This is a genomic window from Sinorhizobium kostiense, from assembly GCF_017874595.1.
GTDB classification, from domain to species: Bacteria; Pseudomonadota; Alphaproteobacteria; order Rhizobiales; family Rhizobiaceae; genus Sinorhizobium; species Sinorhizobium kostiense.
The window spans coordinates 84,634-105,934 of the sequence record NZ_JAGILA010000007.1 but is presented as its reverse complement, the minus strand read 5'-3'; the positions used below and the strand labels follow the sequence as shown (position 1 = coordinate 105,934).

At 60.8% G+C, this 21,301-nt stretch carries 20 protein-coding genes; 6 read left to right on the top strand and 14 right to left on the bottom strand.

Annotation, left to right across the window (positions count from 1 at the left end; translation table 11 throughout):
- Window positions 1-75: 75 nt before the first annotated feature.
- The 3 genes from J2Z31_RS22065 to J2Z31_RS22055 are packed head-to-tail and all read left to right on the top strand — an operon-like array spanning window position 76 to window position 3,215.
- The gene (locus tag J2Z31_RS22065; RefSeq protein WP_209604659.1) at window positions 76-1,269 is read left to right on the top strand and encodes an amino acid ABC transporter permease; all 1,194 of its coding nucleotides are present in this window, start codon (window positions 76-78) and stop codon (window positions 1,267-1,269) included.
- Window positions 1,270-1,273: 4 nt separating this feature from the next.
- On the top strand, window positions 1,274-2,428 hold the full coding sequence (locus J2Z31_RS22060; RefSeq protein WP_209604657.1) for an amino acid ABC transporter permease: 1,155 nt from the start codon (window positions 1,274-1,276) through the stop codon (window positions 2,426-2,428).
- A gap of 13 nt (window positions 2,429-2,441) precedes the next feature.
- Window positions 2,442-3,215, top strand: coding sequence for an amino acid ABC transporter ATP-binding protein (locus J2Z31_RS22055; protein ID WP_209604655.1), 774 nt, complete (start codon window positions 2,442-2,444; stop codon window positions 3,213-3,215).
- Window positions 3,216-3,412: 197 nt separating this feature from the next.
- On the opposite strand, the gene J2Z31_RS22050 is transcribed toward J2Z31_RS22055, so the two are convergent.
- The 6 genes from J2Z31_RS22050 to J2Z31_RS22025 all read right to left on the bottom strand — a co-directional run bounded on the left by J2Z31_RS22050 (window position 3,413) and on the right by J2Z31_RS22025 (window position 8,575).
- The gene (locus J2Z31_RS22050; RefSeq protein ID WP_209604653.1) at window positions 3,413-4,225 is read right to left on the bottom strand and encodes a ferredoxin--NADP reductase; all 813 of its coding nucleotides are present in this window, start codon (window positions 4,223-4,225) and stop codon (window positions 3,413-3,415) included.
- Between the two features lie 145 nt (window positions 4,226-4,370).
- Window positions 4,371-4,868 (bottom strand): DUF934 domain-containing protein, encoded by a 498-nt coding sequence (locus J2Z31_RS22045; RefSeq protein ID WP_209604651.1) that lies wholly within the window; start codon window positions 4,866-4,868, stop codon window positions 4,371-4,373.
- Window positions 4,869-4,895: 27 nt separating this feature from the next.
- On the bottom strand, window positions 4,896-6,569 hold the full coding sequence (locus J2Z31_RS22040; RefSeq protein ID WP_209604650.1) for a nitrite/sulfite reductase: 1,674 nt from the start codon (window positions 6,567-6,569) through the stop codon (window positions 4,896-4,898).
- 14 nt (window positions 6,570-6,583) lie between these two features.
- Window positions 6,584-6,901: a DUF2849 domain-containing protein gene (locus tag J2Z31_RS22035; protein WP_209604648.1), complete on the bottom strand. Its 318-nt coding sequence runs from the start codon at window positions 6,899-6,901 to the stop codon at window positions 6,584-6,586.
- Window positions 6,902-6,911: 10 nt separating this feature from the next.
- Window positions 6,912-8,360 carry a siroheme synthase CysG gene (gene cysG / locus J2Z31_RS22030; RefSeq protein ID WP_209604646.1) on the bottom strand — a complete coding sequence of 483 codons (1,449 nt, stop codon included), beginning with the start codon at window positions 8,358-8,360 and terminating at the stop codon, window positions 6,912-6,914.
- A 2-nt stretch (window positions 8,361-8,362) separates the two neighbouring features.
- Window positions 8,363-8,575, bottom strand: a complete 213-nt coding sequence (locus tag J2Z31_RS22025; RefSeq protein WP_209604643.1) for a hypothetical protein — start codon at window positions 8,573-8,575, stop codon at window positions 8,363-8,365.
- Between J2Z31_RS22025 and J2Z31_RS22020 the strand changes: the two genes are divergently transcribed.
- Window positions 8,574-9,161 (top strand): nucleoside deaminase, encoded by a 588-nt coding sequence (locus J2Z31_RS22020; RefSeq protein ID WP_209604641.1) that lies wholly within the window; start codon window positions 8,574-8,576, stop codon window positions 9,159-9,161. The two genes, J2Z31_RS22025 and J2Z31_RS22020, sit on opposite strands and share 2 nt — an antisense overlap.
- 4 nt (window positions 9,162-9,165) lie before the next feature.
- The gene (gene mazG, locus J2Z31_RS22015; RefSeq protein ID WP_209604638.1) at window positions 9,166-9,999 is read left to right on the top strand and encodes a nucleoside triphosphate pyrophosphohydrolase; all 834 of its coding nucleotides are present in this window, start codon (window positions 9,166-9,168) and stop codon (window positions 9,997-9,999) included.
- 31 nt (window positions 10,000-10,030) lie between these two features.
- On the opposite strand, the gene J2Z31_RS22010 is transcribed toward mazG, so the two are convergent.
- The 3 genes from J2Z31_RS22010 to J2Z31_RS22000 form a co-directional block, all read right to left on the bottom strand.
- Entirely contained in the window at window positions 10,031-11,455 is a 1,425-nt protein-coding gene (locus J2Z31_RS22010; protein ID WP_234939586.1) for an alpha/beta hydrolase, read from the bottom strand.
- 413 nt (window positions 11,456-11,868) lie between these two features.
- A complete protein-coding gene (locus tag J2Z31_RS22005) occupies window positions 11,869-12,276 on the bottom strand; it encodes a cupin domain-containing protein (protein WP_209604636.1) in 408 nt (135 codons plus the stop codon).
- Between the two features lie 71 nt (window positions 12,277-12,347).
- Entirely contained in the window at window positions 12,348-13,112 is a 765-nt protein-coding gene (locus tag J2Z31_RS22000; protein ID WP_209604634.1) for an SDR family oxidoreductase, read from the bottom strand.
- Between the two features lie 613 nt (window positions 13,113-13,725).
- Here J2Z31_RS22000 and J2Z31_RS21995 point away from each other — a divergent pair.
- The gene (locus J2Z31_RS21995) at window positions 13,726-14,694 is read left to right on the top strand and encodes an MBL fold metallo-hydrolase (RefSeq protein WP_209604631.1); all 969 of its coding nucleotides are present in this window, start codon (window positions 13,726-13,728) and stop codon (window positions 14,692-14,694) included.
- Window positions 14,695-14,908: 214 nt separating this feature from the next.
- Here the strand turns inward: J2Z31_RS21995 and J2Z31_RS21990 are convergent, their stop codons facing one another.
- From J2Z31_RS21990 to J2Z31_RS30125, 5 genes are all read right to left on the bottom strand, one after another.
- Window positions 14,909-15,607, bottom strand: a complete 699-nt coding sequence (locus tag J2Z31_RS21990) for a response regulator transcription factor (RefSeq protein WP_209604629.1) — start codon at window positions 15,605-15,607, stop codon at window positions 14,909-14,911.
- Between the two features lie 12 nt (window positions 15,608-15,619).
- The gene (locus J2Z31_RS21985) at window positions 15,620-15,982 is read right to left on the bottom strand and encodes a response regulator transcription factor (RefSeq protein WP_209604626.1); all 363 of its coding nucleotides are present in this window, start codon (window positions 15,980-15,982) and stop codon (window positions 15,620-15,622) included.
- A gap of 2 nt (window positions 15,983-15,984) precedes the next feature.
- Window positions 15,985-16,626 (bottom strand): response regulator transcription factor, encoded by a 642-nt coding sequence (locus tag J2Z31_RS21980; protein WP_209604625.1) that lies wholly within the window; start codon window positions 16,624-16,626, stop codon window positions 15,985-15,987.
- Entirely contained in the window at window positions 16,623-20,624 is a 4,002-nt protein-coding gene (locus tag J2Z31_RS21975; RefSeq protein ID WP_209604622.1) for a PAS domain-containing protein, read from the bottom strand. Before J2Z31_RS21975 ends, J2Z31_RS21980 begins: the two co-directional genes overlap by 4 nt.
- Window positions 20,625-20,995: 371 nt before the next feature.
- Window positions 20,996-21,250: an SPW repeat domain-containing protein gene (locus tag J2Z31_RS30125; protein WP_456242960.1), complete on the bottom strand. Its 255-nt coding sequence runs from the start codon at window positions 21,248-21,250 to the stop codon at window positions 20,996-20,998.
- Between the last annotated feature and the right edge of the window lie 51 nt (window positions 21,251-21,301).

The window sequence follows — 21,301 nt, the reverse complement described above, 5'->3', positions numbered from 1 at the left end:
GAGCGGTCTACGGCGCTCCTCCGTTTTCAACGATAAGAACGCCCGCAAAGGGCGGATTGGGGAAAGAGGCATTGCATGGCCATTGGCGTCACGAATGCGCCTGAAAGGATCAGATCCTCCGGATCGATCATCAACGATCCTCAGGTACGCGGAATATTCTACCAGGCACTTACCGTCATCATTCTCTCGGTTCTCATCTATTGGATCGTCGACAACACGGTCGAGAACCTGAGGCGCGCGAATATCGCATCCGGCTATGGTTTCCTGAACAGCCGCGCGGGCTTCGATGTTGGGCAATCTCTGATTGCGTTCAGCAGCGACTCCTCCTACGGTCGCGCGTTGCTGGTTGGGTTCGTCAACACATTGCTCGTGGCAGTCACAGGCATCATTACTGCCACTGTCATCGGCTTCATCATCGGCATCGGCCGCCTTTCGCACAACTGGATCATCGCGAAACTGTCGCTGGCCTATGTCGAGGTGTTTCGCAACATCCCGCCGTTGCTCGTCATTTTCTTCTGGTATAGCGGCGTTCTGTCGATATTGCCTCAGGCACGGGAAGCACTCGCCCTGCCCTTCGATGTCTACCTGAGCAATCGCGGCGTCGCTTTCCCGAGGCCGATCGCCGGAGAAGGTGCGGGATACACGCTCCTGGCCTTACTGATCGCCATCGCGGCGAGTTTCATCGTCGCGCGCTATGCGCGCCAGAGGCAGATGGCAACCGGACAGCGCTTTCCGCTCCTTTGGACCGTTCTCGGGCTCGTGATCGGCCTGCCGCTCGTAACCTTCCTCGCAACCGGCGCACCGCTCAGCTTCGATGTGCCCGTCGCAGGCAAGTTCAACCTGACGGGCGGGTCGGTCGTGGGACCGGAATTCATATCGCTCTTCCTCGCCCTGTCCTTCTATACGGCAGCGTTCATCGCCGAGATCGTCCGGGCGGGTATCCGCGGGGTTTCGAAGGGACAGACGGAAGCGGCCCATGCGCTCGGCATCCGTCCTGCCTTGACAACGCGCCTGGTGATCGTGCCGCAGGCGATGCGTATCATCATTCCGCCGTTGACCAGCCAATATCTCAATCTCACCAAGAACTCGTCGCTGGCGGTCGCCGTCGGTTACGCGGACCTCGTCGCCGTCGGGGGAACCATTCTCAACCAGACCGGCCAGTCCATCGAAGTGGTCAGCATCTGGCTCATCGTCTATCTCAGCCTGAGCCTCGCAACCGCGCTGTTCATGAACTGGTACAACGCGCGCATGGCGCTGGTGGAGAGGTAAGATCATGAGCACGCATCAGGCAACTTTCGTTCGTGCTTCGATGATCGAGGCCGCCCCGGCTCCGTCCAGGGAAAGCGGTATCGTTCATTGGCTGAGGACCAATCTCTTCGCGACGCCGAAGGATACAGCCCTGACGATCATCAGCCTGCTCGTCCTGGCATGGATCGTTCCGCCGGCGATCCAATGGCTCTTCATCGACGCCGCCTGGACCGGCGGCGGCCGCGGTGTTTGCGCCACCCTCGCCCAGGGCGGTTCGCAGCCGGACGGGTGGAGCGGGGCCTGCTGGGCCTTCGTCAGCGCCAAGTTCGATCAATTCCTCTTTGGCCGCTATCCCCTCGAGGAACGCTGGCGTCCTGCATTGGTCGGCGTTCTGTTCGTCCTGTTCCTCGTGCCGATGCTGATCCCGAAGGTTCCGTACAAGGGACTGAACGCGGTTCTGCTCCTGGCCGTGCTGCCGATCATCGCCACCATCCTGCTCCCTGGCGGATGGCTCGGCCTGACCTTTGTCGAGACGCCGCTTTGGGGCGGCCTCATGGTGACCCTCGTCCTGTCCTTCGTCGGGATCGCGGTTTCGCTGCCACTCGGCATATTGCTCGCACTCGGGCGGCGATCGAACATGCCCGTGATCAAGATGCTCTGCACGGTCTTCATCGAGATCGTCCGCGGCGTTCCGCTGATCACGGTTCTGTTCATGGCGAGCGTGATGCTGCCGTTGTTCCTGCCGCAGGGAGTCACCTTCGATAAGTTCCTCCGCGCCCTGATCGGCGTATCGCTGTTTGCCTCGGCCTATATGGCGGAAGTCGTGCGCGGCGGGCTGCAAGCCATTCCGAAGGGCCAATACGAGGGCGCCGATTCGCTCGGCCTCAGCTATTGGCAGAAGATGGGCCTCATCGTGCTGCCGCAGGCGCTGAAACTGGTCATTCCGGGCATCGTCAACACCTTCATCGGTCTCTTCAAGGACACCTCGCTCGTGTCGATCATCGGTATGTTCGATCTGCTCGGGATCGTTCGCCTGAACTTCACGGACACGAACTGGGCATCCGCCGTCACGCCGTTGACGGGCCTGATTTTCGCGGGTTTCGTCTTCTGGCTTTTCTGCTTCGGCATGTCGCGCTATTCAGGCTTCATGGAACGTCTGCTCGATAAGAGCCAACGATAATAGGGGAATACACATGGCAAATGCTGCCGCTTCAAAAATGACCGTCTCGGCGACGGACGTGGCAATTGAAATCACCAACATGAACAAGTGGTATGGTGATTTCCACGTCCTGCGTGACATCAACCTCAAAGTGATGCGCGGCGAGCGTATCGTCATTGCCGGCCCTTCGGGCTCCGGCAAGTCGACGATGATCCGCTGCATCAATCGCCTGGAGGAGCATCAGAAGGGCAAGATCGTCGTCGATGGCATCGAACTTACCAACGATCTCAAGAAGATCGACGAAGTGCGCCGCGAGGTCGGCATGGTCTTCCAGCACTTCAACCTCTTCCCGCATCTGACGATTCTGGAAAACTGCACGCTGGCGCCAATCTGGGTGCGCAAGACGCCGAAGAAGGAGGCCGAGGAAATCGCGATGCATTTCCTCAAGCGCGTCAAAATTCCCGAGCAGGCGCACAAATATCCGGGCCAGCTCTCGGGCGGTCAGCAGCAGCGCGTGGCGATCGCCCGCTCGCTGTGCATGCGTCCGAAGATCCTGCTCTTCGATGAGCCGACCTCGGCGCTCGATCCGGAAATGGTCAAGGAAGTTCTCGACACGATGGTGGGCCTCGCGGAAGAAGGCATGACCATGCTTTGCGTGACCCATGAAATGGGTTTTGCGCGTCAGGTCGCCAACCGCGTGATCTTCATGGATCAAGGGCAGATCGTCGAACAGAATTCGCCGGCCGAATTCTTCGACAATCCGCAGCACGAGCGGACGAAGTTGTTCCTGAGCCAGATCCTGCACTGAGATCAGGCTGACAGGATCGAACAAGTCGGCCTGTCTCCCCGAGACAGGCCGTTTTACTTGCCGCGCGGACGTGGTTGCGTGTCTCCCTCGCCGCGATGCAGCGCCCCTTGCGCCATTGCGCGCATGGCAGCGCCGAACGCAAACGAGGCGCATTGTGAGATGCGCCTCGTTCTCAATTGCACGCTTTCGCTCGCCGATCAGCCGACGAAGGCACGCTCGATGACGAATTCCGCCGGCTTGTTGTTGGCACCTTCGGTCAGGCCAGCGGCCTCGAGGATTTCCTTCGTGTCCTTGAGCATGGCGGTGGAGCCGCAGATCATGCCGCGGTCGACGGCCGGGTCAATCGGCGGCAGGCCGAGATCGGCGAAGAACTTTCCGTTGGTCATGAGATCCGTAATGCGCCCCTGGAAGGGGTAATCCTCGCGGGTCACAGTCGCATAGTGGCGCAGCTTGTCGCCGACGATCTCGCTCAGGAATTCATGATTGCGGATTTCCTCGATCAGATCGAACCCGTATTTCAGTTCCGCCACCTCACGGCAGGTGTGCGTCAGGATAACTTCCTCGAACTTCTCGTAGGTCTCCGGATCGCGGATGAGGCTCGCAAAGGGAGCGATGCCCGTGCCGGTCGAGAACATATAGAGACGACGGCCGGGCACGAGCGCGTCGAGCACCAGCGTGCCCGTCGGCTTCTTGCGCATCAGCACCTGGTCACCGGGCTTGATCTTCTGCAGGTGCGAGGTCAGAGGGCCGTCTGGCACCTTGATCGAGAAGAACTCCAGTTCCTCGTCCCAGGCGGGGCTAGCGACCGAATAGGCGCGGTAGACGGGCTTTTCCCCGACCATCAGGCCGATCATCGCGAATTCGCCGGAGCGAAAGCGAAACTCCTGCGGGCGCGTCATGCGAAAGCGGAAGAGCCGGTCCGTATAGTGCTCGACGCTCGTGACCGTTTCGACGAAGACACCCGCCGGTGCCTGGACCGCGAAATCTTCCTTTTTTGCCGGAGCATTCATCGTGGCTTCAGTCCTGTAATGGTGACGCTTTCTATCAAGTACAAGCGGATATTCCAAGGCTCGGCCAATTGAAAGCAATTCCCTTCCAAATATAGGTCGCTTTCGAGGATTTCGCCTTGCTTCACACTGTCGCGGGACGATTTTTTCAGGAGACCCGGCGCCAGCTGTAGGAACTGGTGTTTGCAGACGGCTTCGCCGTCGGCTGGTAGTGATTTTCGATACCCGGCAGCCGCCCTTCCCCAAGCCGCTTGATCGCCGTTGCATTGGTGACCGCGAAGCTGTCAATGCCGCAGCGCAGCATGAGCGGGATCTGATCGATCAGCACATCGCCGACAGCCCGTATTTCGCCCTCGAAGCCAAGCCGCGTGCGCAGCAGCGACGCATGGCTGAAGGCGCGTCCGTCATTGAAGGCCGGAAACGCCACGGCCACCAGAGAGATCCGGTCGAGATGCGGCGCCAGACTGGCGACGTCATCGGCGGGTGAAATCAAGACGCCCAGGCCAGAGCCGCCGGCCGCAGCCTGCTCCAGGAAGAGATCAAGGCCGACGATCGCCTTCTCGTTCGACCCCGCCTTCGTCTCCTCGCTCTCGACGACCCAGGGGTCATCGTTCACGAAACCGCTTTCTTTCCAGATTTTCGTCATCGTTCTATTCCTGTTCAGCGGCTTCTATCACGCGGCTTCCTGGGCGCCGCCGCCGTAAAGGGCATCCTTGAAAGGCTGCGGACCGACACGGCGATAAGCTTCGAGGAAGGTTTCGGCCTTGTCCCGGCGAAGCCCGAGATAGGTATCGACGATCGTCTCGACCGCATCCGTCACCTTCTCCGGCTCAAAGCCACGGCCGATGATTTCGCCGATCGAGGTGTTCTCATCCCCCGAACCGCCAAGCGTGATCTGGTAGAGCTCCGCGCCCTTCTTCTCAACGCCGAGCAGACCGATATGGCCGACATGATGGTGGCCGCAGGCATTGATGCAGCCGGAAATCTTGATCTTGAGCTCACCTATTTCAGCCTGCCGTTCAGGCGCTCCGAAGCGGCTGGAAATCTCCTGCGCGACCGGAATGGAGCGCGCATTGGCGAGCGCGCAGTAGTCGAGGCCGGGACAGGCGATGATGTCGGTGATCAGCCCGGCATTCGCCGTCGCGAGGCCGGCGGCGACGAGCGCCCGATAGACCGGCTCCAGGTCGGCGAGCGCCACATGCGGCAGGATCAGGTTCTGCTCGTGACTGACGCGGACCTCGTCGAAGGCGTATTCCTCGGCAATATCGGCAACCGCATCCATCTGGACGTCGCTGGCGTCGCCCGGAATGCCGCCGATCGGCTTCAGCGAGATCGTCACCATCCCGTAGTCCGGGTGCTTGTGCGGCTGGACGTTCTGCCGAACCCATTGATCGAAGGCCGCATCGGCCTTCTTCCAGCGGGCAAGATTGCCCCAGCCTTCCGACCGTTCCGGCAGTGCCGGCGGCGCGAAATAAGCGGCGATCGCCTGGATGTCGGCGTCGGGCAGCTTCAGTTCCGTGTCCTTGAGGCTGGCGAATTCGGCTTCGACCTGGCGGGCCAGCTCTTCTGCGCCCGTCTCGTGCACCAGGATCTTGATGCGCGCCTTGTACTTGTTGTCGCGCCGGCCATAAAGGTTGTAAACGCGCATGATCGCCGTCGTATAGGAGAGAAGATCCTCCTCCGGCAGGAAGTCGCGGATCTTCTTGGCGATCATCGGGGTACGGCCCTGCCCGCCGCCGACATAGACGGCAAAACCGAGCTTGCCATTCTCATCCTTCTTCAGATGCAGGCCGATGTCGTGCACCTGGATCGCGGCGCGGTCGCGCTCGGCGCCGGTAACGGCGATCTTGAACTTGCGCGGCAGGAAGGAGAACTCCGGATGGACACTCGACCATTGGCGAAGGATTTCCGCATAGGGGCGCGGATCGGCGACTTCATCGGCCGCGGCGCCCGCGAAATGGTCCGCCGTCACATTGCGGATGCAGTTGCCGGAGGTCTGCAGCGCATGCATCTCGACGCTCGCCAGTTCCTTGAGGATGTCCGGCGTGTCGGAAAGGCGTGGCCAGTTGTACTGGATGTTCTGGCGCGTGGTGAAGTGCCCATAGCCACGGTCGTATTTGCGGGCGATATGCGCGAGCATGCGCATCTGACGGCTCGACAGCGTGCCATAGGGAATGGCGACGCGCAGCATATAGGCGTGGAGCTGCAGATAGACGCCGTTCATCAGCCGCAGCGGCTTGAAGGCATCCTCGGCCAGTTCGCCCGAGAGCCGCCGCTCTACCTGGTCGCGGAACTGCTCGACACGTGCGGAAACGAAGGCGTGATCGAATTCGTCGTAACGATACATGGGTGTTCGGTTCCTCAGGCAGCAAAATTCTTCGGGCCGGAAAGCCCATGATATCCGGGCGCATAGACAATAGACGGCCCCTCGGCACGGATGCGTTCGCGCATGCGCAGTGGCCGGAGTATGCCGTCGGCCTCCTCGACATCGACGACGTTGACGTCGACGACCTCGTTATCGTCGAACGAGCGCTTGCCGGTCGCTTCGAGTGCGGCCACAGCCTCGGCGTGACGGGCGACGAAGGCGTCCTGAAGCGACTCCACCCACTTGCCGGAGGCGTCCAGCCAGACGGAGATGCCGTCCGCCAAACGATTCGCCGTCAAAACCTTATCCACCATCGCGTCGTCCTCAGTTCCAAACCTGTTCTGTGCGCTTCGCCGCCGCATCGCCGCCTTGCCGCCTGCCGGCTATCAGCGGTTCCGAGCGCGCGAAATTCGCGCCGGCGACCGCATCGCCGATGATCACCATCACTGGACCGTCAAGCTCCGTACGGTTCTCGAGGTCCGGAAGCTCGTCAAGGGTGCCGTGCAGCAGCCGGCGTTCGGCGCGGCTGGCGTTCTCGATCACCGCCACGGTCGTCTCCGCCGGCAGCCCTGCCTGCATCAGTCGGCCGGCAACCGAAGCGGCTACCGTACGCCCCATATAGACCGCAATCGTCGCGCCGGAAACGGCAAGGCGCGCCCAATCGGGCAACACGTCGCCGGCGAGGTCATGGCCAGTCGTGAAGACCAGCGACGAGGCGACACCGCGCAGCGTCAGCGGCAGCTCGAAATCCGCAGCCGCGGCAAAGGCCGAGGTGATGCCCGGGACGATTTCGTAACTTATGCCCGCATCGCGGAGCGCTGCCATCTCCTCGCCTGCGCGGCCGAAGATCAACGGATCGCCGGATTTCAGCCGGACGACACGCTTTCCCTCGCCGGCGAGCTTCACCAGCAATTGATTGATCTCATCCTGCGACTTGGTGTGGCACCCCTTGCGCTTGCCGACGGAGAGGCGCTCCGCATCGCGGCGTCCCATGTCGACGATCGCCTGCGGCACCAACGCATCATAGACGATCGCGTCCGCCTCCATCATGACCCGCTGTGCCCTCAGCGTCAGCAGATCCTCGGCACCCGGACCGGCGCCGACGAGCCAGACGTGGCCGGACACCCGTTCGGCCGCATCCAGCAGCCGCGAGGCCTCGCGGCGTGCGGAAGCGAGATCGCCGACGGCGACATGATCGGCGACCGGGCCTTGAAAGAACCGCCGCCAGAAAACGCGGCGCGCAACGCCACGTGGAATGAGGCGATCGACCGCTTCGCGGTAACTTGCGGCGAGCGTGGCGACCCGCCCGAGCGAGGGCGACAGTAGCTGATCGATCTGGGCGCGGATCATCTGGGCCAGGACCGGCCCCGCCCCTTCGGTGCCGATGGCAACGGCGACCGGAGCGCGGTTGACCAGCGCAGGCGTCAGGAAATCGCAATAGTCGGGCTGGTCGACGGCATTCGCCGGAATCTTCTTCTCGCGCGCGGCGGTCACGATCGTCCTGTCGGCGGCAGCATCTCCCGTCGCGGCGAAGACGAGCGTGGCGCCCTCGAGCTGATGAGTCGCAAAGGGCTCGCGGACAGTCTCGATTGCGGCCTCGTTCAGGAATTTCTCGAAGGTCGGCTCCGGCCGATCCGCATAGGCTATGATGCACGCCTCGGTGTTCAGCAGCAGCCGCACCTTGGCGAAGGCCTCGTCGCCATTGCCGAACACCGCAACGCGCTTCTGCGCGACGCGAAAGAATGCCGGGAAAACGGACAGTTGCTGCGACATAGCTAGAGGGCGACTCCTTCTACAGGCTGCGGCGAATATCCCTCATAGCCGCCGACAATTGAAGAAACAGAAATTTCTATGGCTTTGCGGCCACGTATAGTTTTGCTCGACAGCCAATCTTTTTGAGCAAATATCTCCGGCGTTGCCAGCCGCCATTGCGCCGAGGCACGGACCGCCGTTAAATGCCGACAAATTGCACTGGAGATTGCCGACATGAAGCAATGCGAACTGGCCGAGCGCCTACTGACGGTGATCGAGGGGCAGATACTGCCGCTCACCGAGAGGGGCGTCGCGGCCGGCAACAAGGTGTTCGGAGCGGCGATCCTGCGCAAGAAGGACCTGTCGCTGGTGCTGGCCGAGACCAACAACGAGACGGAGAACCCGCTGTGGCACGGTGAGGTGCATACGCTCAAGCGCTTCTACGAAATGGCGGGTAAGCCGGACACGCGCGACCTCATCTTCCTGTCGACCCACGAACCCTGCTCTATGTGCCTGTCCGCGATCACCTGGGCCGGCTTCGACAACTTCTATTATTTTTTCACCCATGAGGATTCGCGCGACGCCTTTTCGATCCCGCACGACTTGAGGATATTGAAGGAAGTCTTCCGGCTTGATCCGGGCGGCTATGCCCGGGAGAATGCGTTCTGGAAATCGGCCTCCATCGCTGCACTGGTCGAGGATGCCGATCCGGACACGAAAAAGCGGCTGACCGCACAGGACGCCCGTATCCGCACACGTTACAATCGCCTGTCGGAAGCCTATCAGGCGGGCAAGGACAACAACGCCATACCGCTGAACTGATCCGATGGAACCTTCTCGCGACATTCAACGTCTGCTCGACATCATGGCCGCACTCCGCCATCCGGAGACCGGCTGCCCCTGGGACATCGTCCAGACCTTCGAGACGATCAAGCCCTATACGATCGAGGAAGCCTATGAGGTCGTCGATGCGATCGAGCGTCGTGACATGGACGATCTGTGCGACGAGCTGGGCGACCTGCTTCTGCAGGTGGTCTATCACGCCCGCATGGCGGAAGAGGCTGACGAGTTCGACTTCGGCGACGTGGTCGAGGCCGTCACCCGCAAGATGATCCGCCGACATCCTCACGTCTTTGCCCGCTCGGATGCCGACACGCCCGAGGCGGTCAAGCTGCAATGGGACGAGATCAAGCAGGCCGAGAAAGCCGACCGGAAGGCACGCCGCCTTCGCCGGGGCCTGTTGCAGGAGGCGATGAGCGGCCATTTGGGTTCGGTGCAGCGGAGCTTTCCGGCACTGGTCGAGGCCTTGAAGCTCCAGGAACGGGCGGCGAAGGTCGGCTTCGACTGGTCTGAGCCGGAGCCAATCCTCGACAAGATCGAGGAGGAGGTCGGCGAACTCAGGCAGGCGTTGAAGAGCGGCGACCGGGGCAAGGTCGCCGACGAGCTCGGCGACCTGATCTTCGCACTCGTCAATATCGGTCGCCATGTCGACACCGATCCGGAAATGGCCCTGCGCGGCACAAACACCAAGTTCCGTCGTCGCTTCAGTCATATCGAGCGGGAATTGGAAGCGAGCGGCGAGACGCTCGATTCCGCATCGCTCGACCGAATGGAGGAACTTTGGCAAGCGGCGAAAGCCATCGAACGGCAGTTGACGTAGCGGCATCCCGTTAGGTGATACTCGCGTTAGTCTAACGCCGAAGAACGCTCCAAAATGGACGCTTTATTTCGACGAGGGGCCGACCGGGATCACCAGCCTTAAGACGACTCCTAAGTAAAGCAACTAGATCTTTTTGAACCGCCGGATCGGACAGGAAATAGCTATGACCCGCAAAGTCCGCTCTTCCCCTGTATTCGATAAAGTCGGCGATACCCAATAACTGCGAATTCTTCCACAACGCATTCGAGCCCGCCTCCTTGGGGCTGATGCTTGCGCTGGTTAATCGCCCGAGCCGCACTACGCTTCCGAACAGACCGCTTGAAACGGCAAGCGCTTGGTCACGGGTGGATGAATATACTGTGAGATGCAGCGAGCCTACGGGTGGCAAAAGGCCGTGAGGGGTCGCGTTTGCTCCGAATGGTGCGTCGGGATCAGACACGAATCCGAACAATCTTGCTGTGGCAACATCGAGATCGATGTCAGGAGCGAACAGCACGACATTACTGATCTTGTAGCGCTCGGTAGGAGAAGACCGGGTGGTGTAGGCCTCCATTCCGAGTTGCTGGAGGACGGATAATAGCACGTCTGCGCCGCGACTGTGCGCGATGAGGTGGAGACGGTTGATAGCTTCCGTTGCGGAAATGATACGAATAGCCTTCTTCACATCCGCTGCTGCGAACTCGCCGGACTCCCGGTCGATATTGTAACCGTAAAAAGCGCCGCCCGATCCGCCCGCTGGCCACGAGAGCGAAACGCACACGAACTCTGCAGAAAGGGTATCGCATATCTTGCCAGTGGCTTTGGCGGCATCGTCGAAACTGTTGTTGTAGCCATGAATAAAAATGACCACTTCTTTGCGTTTCGCCATCGCAAGGCGCCGGGTCACCTCACCCTGCAACCCAGCGGCTGCCCGCATATGGGCATCTACAGTTGCGGGTACCCGACGAGGCCCTTGGCGCGTGAGTTCGATCGGGTAAGGCGACTGCGGAAATTCTCCTATTTTGGTCGTGCGTGAAACCTGTAGCGACGCGTCAGGCTGTCCAGCGGGCCCATCGTGAAAGCGCGACCGCCCGCGAGCAAGCGTAACTGAACCGAAACTCATTGAACGACCTCGTAATGAGCTGTAGGCGAGTTCGCCATTAGCCGAAGCGGCAGGCGCTCGATCGGTGACGTAAAGTATATCGAGGGAGTTATCCTGCTTAACGTTGGAAGCAGCAGCCTCTGTCCCAGTCCGCAAATCGCCGACACGGTCCCTTTCTGTTGAACAAGCCGCAAGAACGAGAATGCACGGTAGCGACAATAGTAAAGCTGCGAACTTTCGCAGCCTCCGAGCGAAAGAGCCAGAACCAGTCGACTTTATTTCGGACCGCATACTCAATTTCATTTCGACATCAGATTCTGTTGACGAGAGGAACAGGACAATTCCACCCAAGACGATGGAGAAAAATTCCAGCATTCCGACTATCGTCGGAAGCCGCTATGAATAGTTCGAAGGACCGCAGCGGAATGCTCGATCCGGTTTGGCGCACCGTGACCTCATACGTGCGTGCCGCGTGAAAGATTGGCAGACACTGGTATCTGCGATGCCCAGGGCTGGTCGAGGGGTGAAAGTGGCAGATCATGCATCGCCTAGGTGCCTCCCCTGACCCGGACAAGCCACCGAACCAGGCGGTCGAGAAACCTAGCCGCCTGGATATTTTTCATCGGTGAAGGGTCCGGGTGGGCAGCGCAGTCTTGTTTTTCTTGAATCGTATGACCCTCGCCCGAGGGGCGTGCCGCTGAAGTTGACAACCAGCTGCGGCGACAGGGGATCTTCCAGAGAATCCGCACGCCTGCCATCTGACGTTTCGACACCGATGGGTCCAGATGTCAATCTTCGAAGATTGTCAGGTTGGTCTCGTTGGTGTCCACCACGAACACGGCCAGCAGACGCGCCGGCTCGGTGCTGCTGGCGTTTGCACTGACGCGATGAAAGTCACCCGGAAATTCCGCGAAGCTTTCGCCCGCTTGGTAAACCTTCTCCGGCCCGCTATTGACCTGGCTCCGGATCGCCCCTTCAAGAACGGTGGCATAGATGAATGCCGACTTGGGGTGGGTGTGCGCGGGCGAGCTACCGCCGGGTCTATATTCGACGAGCACCGCCTTGATGCTCTTGCCCTCGACGTTGGGTAGCTGCTGATCGTAAACGACGGTCAACTTCGCCAGGCCGTCGTCCGCCTGTGCACCGGTAGCAAGAATGACGGCGAGTGCCGCCGTCGAGAGGATGTGTCTCAGCATTGTCTGGTCTCCTGCCTGATCGAAATGGTCGGACTGAGCCGCCGGGAAAACTTGCAAACGCCGGCCGTTTGCTAGGCGGTCATTTTTTGAGGCGAATGCTGGCTTAGCCAGTCGTTGAAGCGGATTCGGCCAAGCCTTGCGTTGGTGCCGGGCACGAGCGACTCGTCTTGCAGCTCCACGCCGAAGTAGAAGGCGTGAGGATCGGCAACGACCTGACGCGGATCATTTTTGGCAACCAGGAGACGCGCCACGATTTCGTTGAGGCGGACCTTCTCGGGGCCGCCAATCTCAATCGTGCCGTTCGCCGGGGCGGCGAGCGCGACTTCCGCCATGACATCGGCGACGTCATCCGATGCGATCGGCTGCACATAGGCGGGCGACAGATGGACGGTCGGCCCGATCGTTGCCGCCTGGGCGATGCCGTCCATGAACTCGAAGAACTGCGTCGAGTGCACGATGGTGTAGGGTATGCCGGAGCTCTTGATCAACTCTTCCTGGGCCATCTTGGCGCGCATGTAGCCGCTGCCCTGCAGTCGCTCCATGCCGACGATCGAGAGCGCGACGTGATGCTCCACGCCGGCGGCAGCGCCCGCCCTGAGCAGATTGCGACCCGACGTCTGGAAGAATTCCAGAACGGCCTTGTCTTCGAACGATGGCGAGTTTGCGAGGTCCAGCACCACGCGCGCTCCGGCAAGAGCTTCGGCAAGACCCGTGCCGGTGATCGTGTCGACGCCTGAATTCGGCGATGCCGCCAACACGTCATGGCCCTTCTTGCGCAACCGCTCCACGGTTTTCGAACCGATGAGACCGGTGCCGCCAATTACGACGATTTTCATCATTGACCTCCTCACGAATGTGCATTGCAAAGTGTTCGCCGATGGGCAAACCGCGCAGCGCGCGGTCTCGATTGATAAGGTGTGGGTCGGCGGGGCGGGTAGCGCGATCAAGCCGGCACGGCGGGGCCGGTTTCCAGGGGCAACAGTCTGATGATTCAGCATGTGTTCTCTCCAGGACAGTCGGCGTGACCGATGCCAGGGAGAATGCGAGGGATCGTGATGCCAAACTACTCTACCGAGGTCGTTGCCATACGATACGAAAGCATTGGGGTAGCCCTCATTTCGAGCGAAAAAATCCCGATGAAGTGGAGGAAATCCGCGCCATTCGGCATCGGACGGATGCACCTTGGGCGCGATAGCTCACCACGTCGGAAGGGGCTTGCCGATCCATTGTCGAAGAAGAGCTGAAAAGCTCCGCCCGATCGATCAATTTACGATGGGCTTTAGCACATGCAGGCATCCGAGCGCCTATTGGTCCGATACCATAGTCTGACCGCCTCGATACCTCCCGGTACTGCCCGCCCAAATCCGAGCCCGCTACTTTCGTCCGAAACTATGGCCCCGTGAACGACACGTCTCGATCACGCAAGAGAGAGAGAGAGAGGAGCGCATCATGCCGCATGCAGAAACAAACCCCCGTAGAATTGGTCAGCAGGAGACAACCATGAACTTGGACAACACCTCACACCCCGCAAGATCGGGGCCCGAAGAGTTGGTTCCGTCGCGCTATGCGGTGCGGGTCGGCGAGATTGACGTGCTGGTGGTCAGCGATGGGGTGCTACCGCTTCCAACCGCCATGTTGGCCCACAACGTCGACCCGAACGTCCGGGCGGCCTGGCTGAATGACATGTTCCTGCCACCGGACGCTTACGATTGGGCGCTGAACGTGGTCGTGGTGCGTAGCGGCAGCCAGACCATACTCGTCGACGCTGGACTAGGGTTCGACCCGGAATTGAACTTGCCGCGGGCCGGGCAGTTGATCAAGCGCCTGGAGGCCGCCGGCATTGATCTTGCGTCCGTGACCGACGTGGTGCTTACCCATATGCACATGGACCACATTGGCGGGCTGCTCGTCGAGGGTGTGAAGGAGCGGCTGCGTCCGGACCTGCGGATCCATGTGGCGGCGGCAGAGGTCAAGTTCTGGGAGACGCCCGATTTCTCCCACGTCTCCATGCCCCCGGGGTTCCCGGACGCGCTTCGGTCGGCTGCCAAGCGGTTCGTAAAAGAGTACCATAGCTACCTACGGTTGTTCGATGAGGAGTCCGAGGTGGCGCCAGGGGTGGTTGTCCGTCGCACCGGCGGCCACACCCCGGGGCACAGCGTGGTCCGCGTGGCGTCCGGCGGCGACGGGCTGACGTTCGCCGGCGACCTCGTGTTCCAGGTCGGGTTCGAACACCCCGAGTGGTACAACGGCTTCGAACACGACCCCGAGGAAGCAGCCCGCGTCCGGGTCCGTCTTTTGCGGGAACTGGCGGCGACCGGCGAACTGTTGGTGGCTACGCACCTGCCGTTCCCGTCCGTCGGACACGTGGCGGGCGATGGCGACCACTTTCGTTGGGTACCTGTCTTCTGGGATTACTGACGGCAGTCCAACTGGTCTTGGAGGCGAAGGATGGGCCGCTTAGAGCACTTTGCAGGCAGGTGGAACGCACAAATGCGCCAAAAACAACAGAGAGAACGGTGGCGCGACCGTATGTGAGAGCATCTCGCATGCCGCCAAAACGAGACACTCGCCGTAGCGGATGTGGGCCGTCACCTGGAACCGCTCTGCCGGGCTAATCCCCGGCAGAGCGTTTTCAAGTTAACGAACGCCGGTCTGGGCGCATTTGCCGGGGCAGTGTCTCCCAGGCCCGGATCAGTTCGCCGACGGAGCCTGCCCCCATCTTGTGCATGACGCTGCTGCGATGCGCTTTAACCGTCACTTCGCTGATACCGAGATCGAAGGCGATCTGCTTGTTGAGGCGTCCGCGCGCCACTTCGTAGAGAACCTCGCGCTCCCGCTGCGTCAGCGTCTCGAGGCGTTCGATGTTGAGCCGGGAAATCGCCGCTGCGGCCCGCCGCTCGGCGTCCATCGCAATGCCGGCAGTGACAGCGTCAAGCAGCGTTTGGTCGCGCACCGGTTTGGTGAGAAAATCCACCGCACCGGCCTTCATCGCCTCGACAGTCATCGGGATGTCGCCATGCCCGGTCAGGAAGATGATCGGCTTCGGGTTGCCGTTGTCGGCCAGATGGCGCTGCAGATGGAGACCGCTCTCCCCCGGCATACGCACATCGAGGATCAAACAGCCGGGGGCGTTCAACAAATCTGCGTCAAGCAATTCGCGTGTCGAGGCAAAGCTCACCGGCTGGAAACCCGCCGACAGGATCAATTCCGACAGTGCCGTGCGAACCGACGCGTCGTCGTCGACAATGATGACCAGTGGCTGATCCTCATCACCCCTACGCTTCGGTGACGATGACGACGATCCCCGCAGGAAAGGCTGACCTACTCCCATGACACCCTCCTTCTATTTGTCTAGAGCAATGGCAATGGCCGCGAGCAGGGCCTGGGCATCGAAAGGCTTGCGGAAAAACCCGCTAATGCCTTGAGCGCGGTCCTGATCCGCTATCTCGTGGCGGCCCGTGATCAGAAATACCGGCAGTTCGGGACGTGACTTCTTTACAAGATCACGAAGCTCAAGACCGTCCATTCCAGGCATCCCGATATCGGTGATGAGCACGTCCAGGTCCGACAGCCCATTGGCGAGCAACGATCCCGCCGACGAAAAGCTGCGGGCCACATAACCCGCCGATTCCAGCAGGTCGCTCACCGATTCAAGTAGTCTTGCATCATCATCGACAATCGCGACGACATGTCTCGTCTTATTCATGCTCAATTCCCTCCCACTCGACGGGAGTGGGTGATCGGTATTTCCAGCCTCTCCGCGATACGCACGAGATCGGCGAGCGAGGCTGCGGCCATTTTGTGCATCACGTTTCTTCTGTGTATTTGCAGCGTGACCTCGCTGATGCCCAATTCAGCGGCCGCCTGTTTATTGAGAAGACCGCTCACGACGAGCGGCAGTACATCGCGCTCTCGTGGTGTCAGCTCGCTGTAGCGTTGTTCCAGAATGTTCAGTTCGGCGCGTTCCGATCTCTTCTCCCGATCTTGGGCGATCGCCGCGCCGATTGCCGCTATCAGGTCAGCATCGCTGAAGGGCTTGGTCAGGAAATCCACAGCGCCGTGCTTGATCGCACGCACGGAAGATGGAATGTCGCCGTGCCCCGTAATGAACACGATCGGCGGATGATCGCCATCCGCGATCTGTCTCTGCAGATCGAGGCCGTTGATATCCGGCAATTCGACATCGAGAATGAGGCAGGCAGGGACATCCGGCTTGTCCGCGCTCACATATTCGCCGGCTGATCCGAAGGCAATAGCGCGAATGCCGTGCGAGTCCAGCAGATCGCCAAGCGCCTCGCGAATGCGTGCATCGTCATCGACGATGAAGACAACCTGATCATCCGCCGTCATGGCGCTGCCTTTGCTTCGACTGGCAAGGTGAAGATGAACGTCGCTCCCTGCTGCTCGTTCTTCTCCGCCCACAATCGGCCGCCATGCAACTCGACGATCGAGCGGCAGATCGCCAGTCCCATGCCCATGCCGTCTGATTTGGTCGTGAAGAACGGCTCGAATATCCTGTCGGGAAATTCAATGCCCGGGCCGCAATCGCTGATTTCGGTCTGAATCACCTCCCCGATATGGCGCGCGTGCATCCCAACCACCCTGTCGCCCGCAACAGAGCCCATCGCCTCCATGCCGTTGCGAATGAGGTTGATCAGAACCTGCTGGATCTGGATATGATCGATTGCGATCGGCGGAAGATCGCCATCGATCTTCAAGTCGATTCGAACGCGCCGCCGCGCCGCCTCATCCGCCAGAATGTTGCGCACCTCGCTGATCACGCTGGCAAGCGCCGCACTGATCCTCGTGCCTATGGATTGCTTGAACAAGGCGCGAATGCGGCTGACGACGTCGGCCGCCGAGTTGGCATCGCGGACGATTCGCTCTACCGTGCGCTGCGCGCGCTCGATATTCGGCGGTACGGCCGTGAGCCAGCGCTGGCAGGCGTGCGAGTTTGCCACGACGGCTGCCAAGGGCTGGTTTACCTCGTGCGCGATAGAAGCCGAAAGTTCGGAGAGGCTAGCTGCCTGACTCGCGCGAGCAAGACTCTCTTGGGCAAGGCGCAACTTTTCTTCCGCCCGAACTTCCCCGTCGATATCGAGGCATATGACATTCCATTGCACGATGGTGCCCTCGGCGTTGCGCATCGGCGCAGCACGCGTTTCGACCCAGCGATATTCGCCATCAAATCGCCGCAGACGGTGCCTTCGTGCATAGGGCTCGCCCGTGGCCAATGAATAGGAATAGTTCTCCTTGACACCATCGACCTCGTCAGGATGGACGCCGGCATCAAGCGTGCCCTCCAATCGGGACTTTCCCGTTCCGTCGAGCTCTTCAAGCCGATATCCAAGGAAGTCGCGGAGCTGCGGATTGCGGTAAACCGGCTCCCCATCAGGAGCGGCGCAATCGATCATTGCAGGCAGCGTTTCAACGATCTGCCAGAGGGAACGTTCGCTGTCGCGTAGCGCCTCCTGGATGCGCAGCTGATCGTCGATGTCATGCGAGAGCCCGTACCACTGGACGATGCGTCCGCTCTCATCGCTGAGCGGCACTGCACTGGCTTGCACCCAGCGATAGACACCATCCGCACGCCGAAGGCGACACTGCTTGGAGAAGCGCTCGCCCGTGACGAAGGAATGGTTGAGTGCTTCCCCGAGATCGACCGCGTCGTCAGGGTGGACGGCGGCCTCTATGAAGGCTTCCAGCCGGCTCATGCCGGGTTTCTCCAAGTCCGCAAGATCCAGGCCGAGAAAATTTATCGCGCGTTTGTTGAGGAAGGTCGGTTCACCGTCGGGACTGAGCCGCCAGAGGAGGCTTGGAACCATGTCTACCAGCTGAGAGAGCTCGCGCTCACGATCCCGCAGCGCCTCCTGTGCCCGCATCTCGTCGTCTACGTCGACGGAAATGACATACCATTGCACAATCGCTTCGCTTTGATCTCGCAGCGGTTCCGCGCGACCATCGACCCAGCGGTACACGCCGTCTGCACGGCGCATGCGATATTTCATCGAGAAGGGATCTCCGGTGACGAGCGAACGACGGACCGTCTCGAGCAGACCTGTTGCGTCGTCGGGATGGATGAGGGTCTGTATGACTGTGGTGAGCCGGCTCGTGCCCGGCTTGTCCATATCACCTACATCCAGACCGAAGAAATCAATCAGACGCTTGTTGAAGAAGATCGGCTCGCCTTCGGGCGTAAGTCGCCTGATATGAACCGGGACCATGTCCACGAGCTGCGAGAGTTCGCGCTCCCGATCGCGCAGTGCCTCCTGCGCGCGCACCTCGTCGTCGATGTCGATAGCAACCGCGTACCATTGCACAATCGCTCCGCCATGATCGCGCAGCGGCTCCGCGCGGCCCTCCATCCAGCGATAGACGCCGTCCGCACGACGCAGACGATACTTCCTGGAGAAGCTCTCGCCAGTGACGAGGCAGCGGCTGAGTTCATCCCCGAACTCTGTTGCGTCGTCCGGATGGATGGCCGTCTGTATTGCGGCCGCCAGCCGGGTCATTCCCGGCTTGTCCATCTCCGCTATGTCCAGCCCGAGAAAATCGCTCAAGCGCTTATTGAAGAAGGTCGGCTCGCCGTCGGGCGTCAGACACGCGATGGCGACCGGAACCACGTCGACAAGGAGCGCAAGCTGCCGCTCGCTTTGCCGCAGCGCCTCCTCGGCGCGCAGCTGATCGTCTATGTCGTGCGAGAGACCGTACCACTGGACGATGCGTCCGCCCTCATCCCGCATCGGCTCCGCGCGTCCCTCCACCCAGCGATACACGCCATCTGCGCGACGCAGGCGGTACCTCATGAAGAAGAGCTCGCCGGTGATAATGCTGTGGTTGAGCGCTTTCCCCATTCTGGCTGCATCGTCGGGGTGAACGACGGCCGCGATGGCGGCCGCCAGCGGAGCCATGTTCGGCGTGTCATAGTCCGCTACGTCCAGTCCGAGAAAGTCGATCAGGCGCTTGTTGAAGAAGGTCGGCTCGCCGTCGGATGCCAGACGCCAGATGGGGATCGGGACCATGTCGACGAGTTGCGAGAGCTCCCGCTCGCGGTCTCGCAAAGCCTCTTGCGCCTTCATCATATCTTCGATGTCGACGGATACGCCGTACCACTGGACGATCGCGCCGGACTCGTCACGCAAAGGCTCCGCACGGCTCTCCACCCACCGATGAGGGCCGTTGGCCCGGCGCTGACGATATCTCCACACGAAGGGTGCGCCCGTCTCGAATGAGCGTGCGAACGCTTCATCCATCGCGATCCGATCATCCGGATGGACCACGCTCAGGGATCGCGACCCGTCGGGCCCGATCAAATCCTTAAGGGTGACGCCGGTGACATCCGTAACCCGCTTGTTGAGGTAGCACGGTATTCCTTCCGGCGTCGTACACCAAATGAGAGCAGGAACGGCGTCGATGAGCTGCTGAAGTTGGCGCTCGCTCTGACGCACCGTGAGCAGCGCCAGCTGATGCTGCCGGGATATGGCGGCCACGATTAGCGCCGAAAGTGCCGAGATGGCCAGAAAAAGCTGCAGCATAATGTGCTTCTGTCTCTGGGACTCGGGATCCCCGGCAATTTGGCTGGAACCGGATATCGTGAACATCAGCGTGATCAGAGCAAGGAGGGTCAAGCTGACGGCGGCGCCTTTGAACTCGAACCGCACTGCGGCCCAAAGAAGAGGCGGCATGACGATGTAGGCGAAGGGCAGATAGCCGCTGAGTGAAAGGGCCGCGACAAAGAGAAGGATCAGCCCTAGGGCGCAAGCTTCCATCCATTGCGAGGCGGAGAGCCGGGGCTTGCCATGCCAGCTATTGAACATGACCAAAACCAGCGGTGCCACGATCAAGACTCCGGTGGCGTCTCCGATCCACCAAAGAGGCCAGGCCGTAGTGAAGGATTGTGATTGTATGGCAAACCACGCAAGTGTCGCGCTTCCGACAGTCGCTCCCACAACAGGTGCGATTCCGGCCCCCAGCACGACGAATGCGAGAACTTCCTGCAGGGTTTCCAGCCGGACCGGCCGCCCTAGGACCCGGTTCACCAGCCATGCCCCGGCCGTTGCTTCAAGCGCGTTACCAATATAGATCAGCAAGGCTGCGGGCAGCGGGCTGTCGAACCATAGGGCATTGCTGAACAGTTCAGCCAGACAGCCGCTGAGCACCCACCACGGCCATCTGTAAGCGGGGGTGAGAACAAGCGTGGCCATAAAAAGCCCGCCCGGAGGCCAAATGGAAACACCTGTTCCGGGTACGATTGCGAGCGATTGGGCGAAACCGCAGCCCAGAACATAGGCCGCGAAAAACAGCCCCAGGTGAGAGAATTTGGGGCGATGCGACCACACGCTCATCATCAGCTGCTCCTGCCGGACAAACTCAGGGGATCGTCAGCGCGTACAGCACGTGTTCTCGATATGAGGCTGGCGAACTCGTCTCGACACCGTAAACCCGCCGCGCCACAGCCGCAATTCATGGAAATCCATGCATTGCGCGGGGACGTCGCCGCTACGCCGGGTCAGGCCGAGTGGGCCGGAGATTACTGCAAGGAGGCTCATTCACGAGCCGCCACTTGCCCGCCCCGCCGGGAGACACGGCAGCAAGCAAACGGCCGCTGCCTTAATCTCCGAGCCCACTTAACTTGGTGATTGAGGGCTTGTGCGTTTGGCGACTGCCAAAAGCTGCATTGCAGCAGTCGTCGCAACGCAAAGCCCAAGCAGACGTGTGTCTACGTCGCAACTTGCTCTGATCCAAAGCCGAGCGGGAACGGGGCGGCCGTCGCCAGCACCCCAAGAGTAGGTTGGACCATTCGGTCCAAACCCCCATAGCGAATGAGGGCTACGGCAGAGCTGCAGACTATCAGCGTGCCCACAATCCCCGCGTTCCAGTCCGCGGCGGGTAGTCCGCCGAACTTGAACGCAGCGTAGATAAAACTTGTCGGGTTCTCTCGATCAATTTCGACGGACCGCAAAGATGCGGCCATTGAGCACAATCAACGACGCAAGGGAGTGTTGCGCGTAAGCTTGTGAGAAGC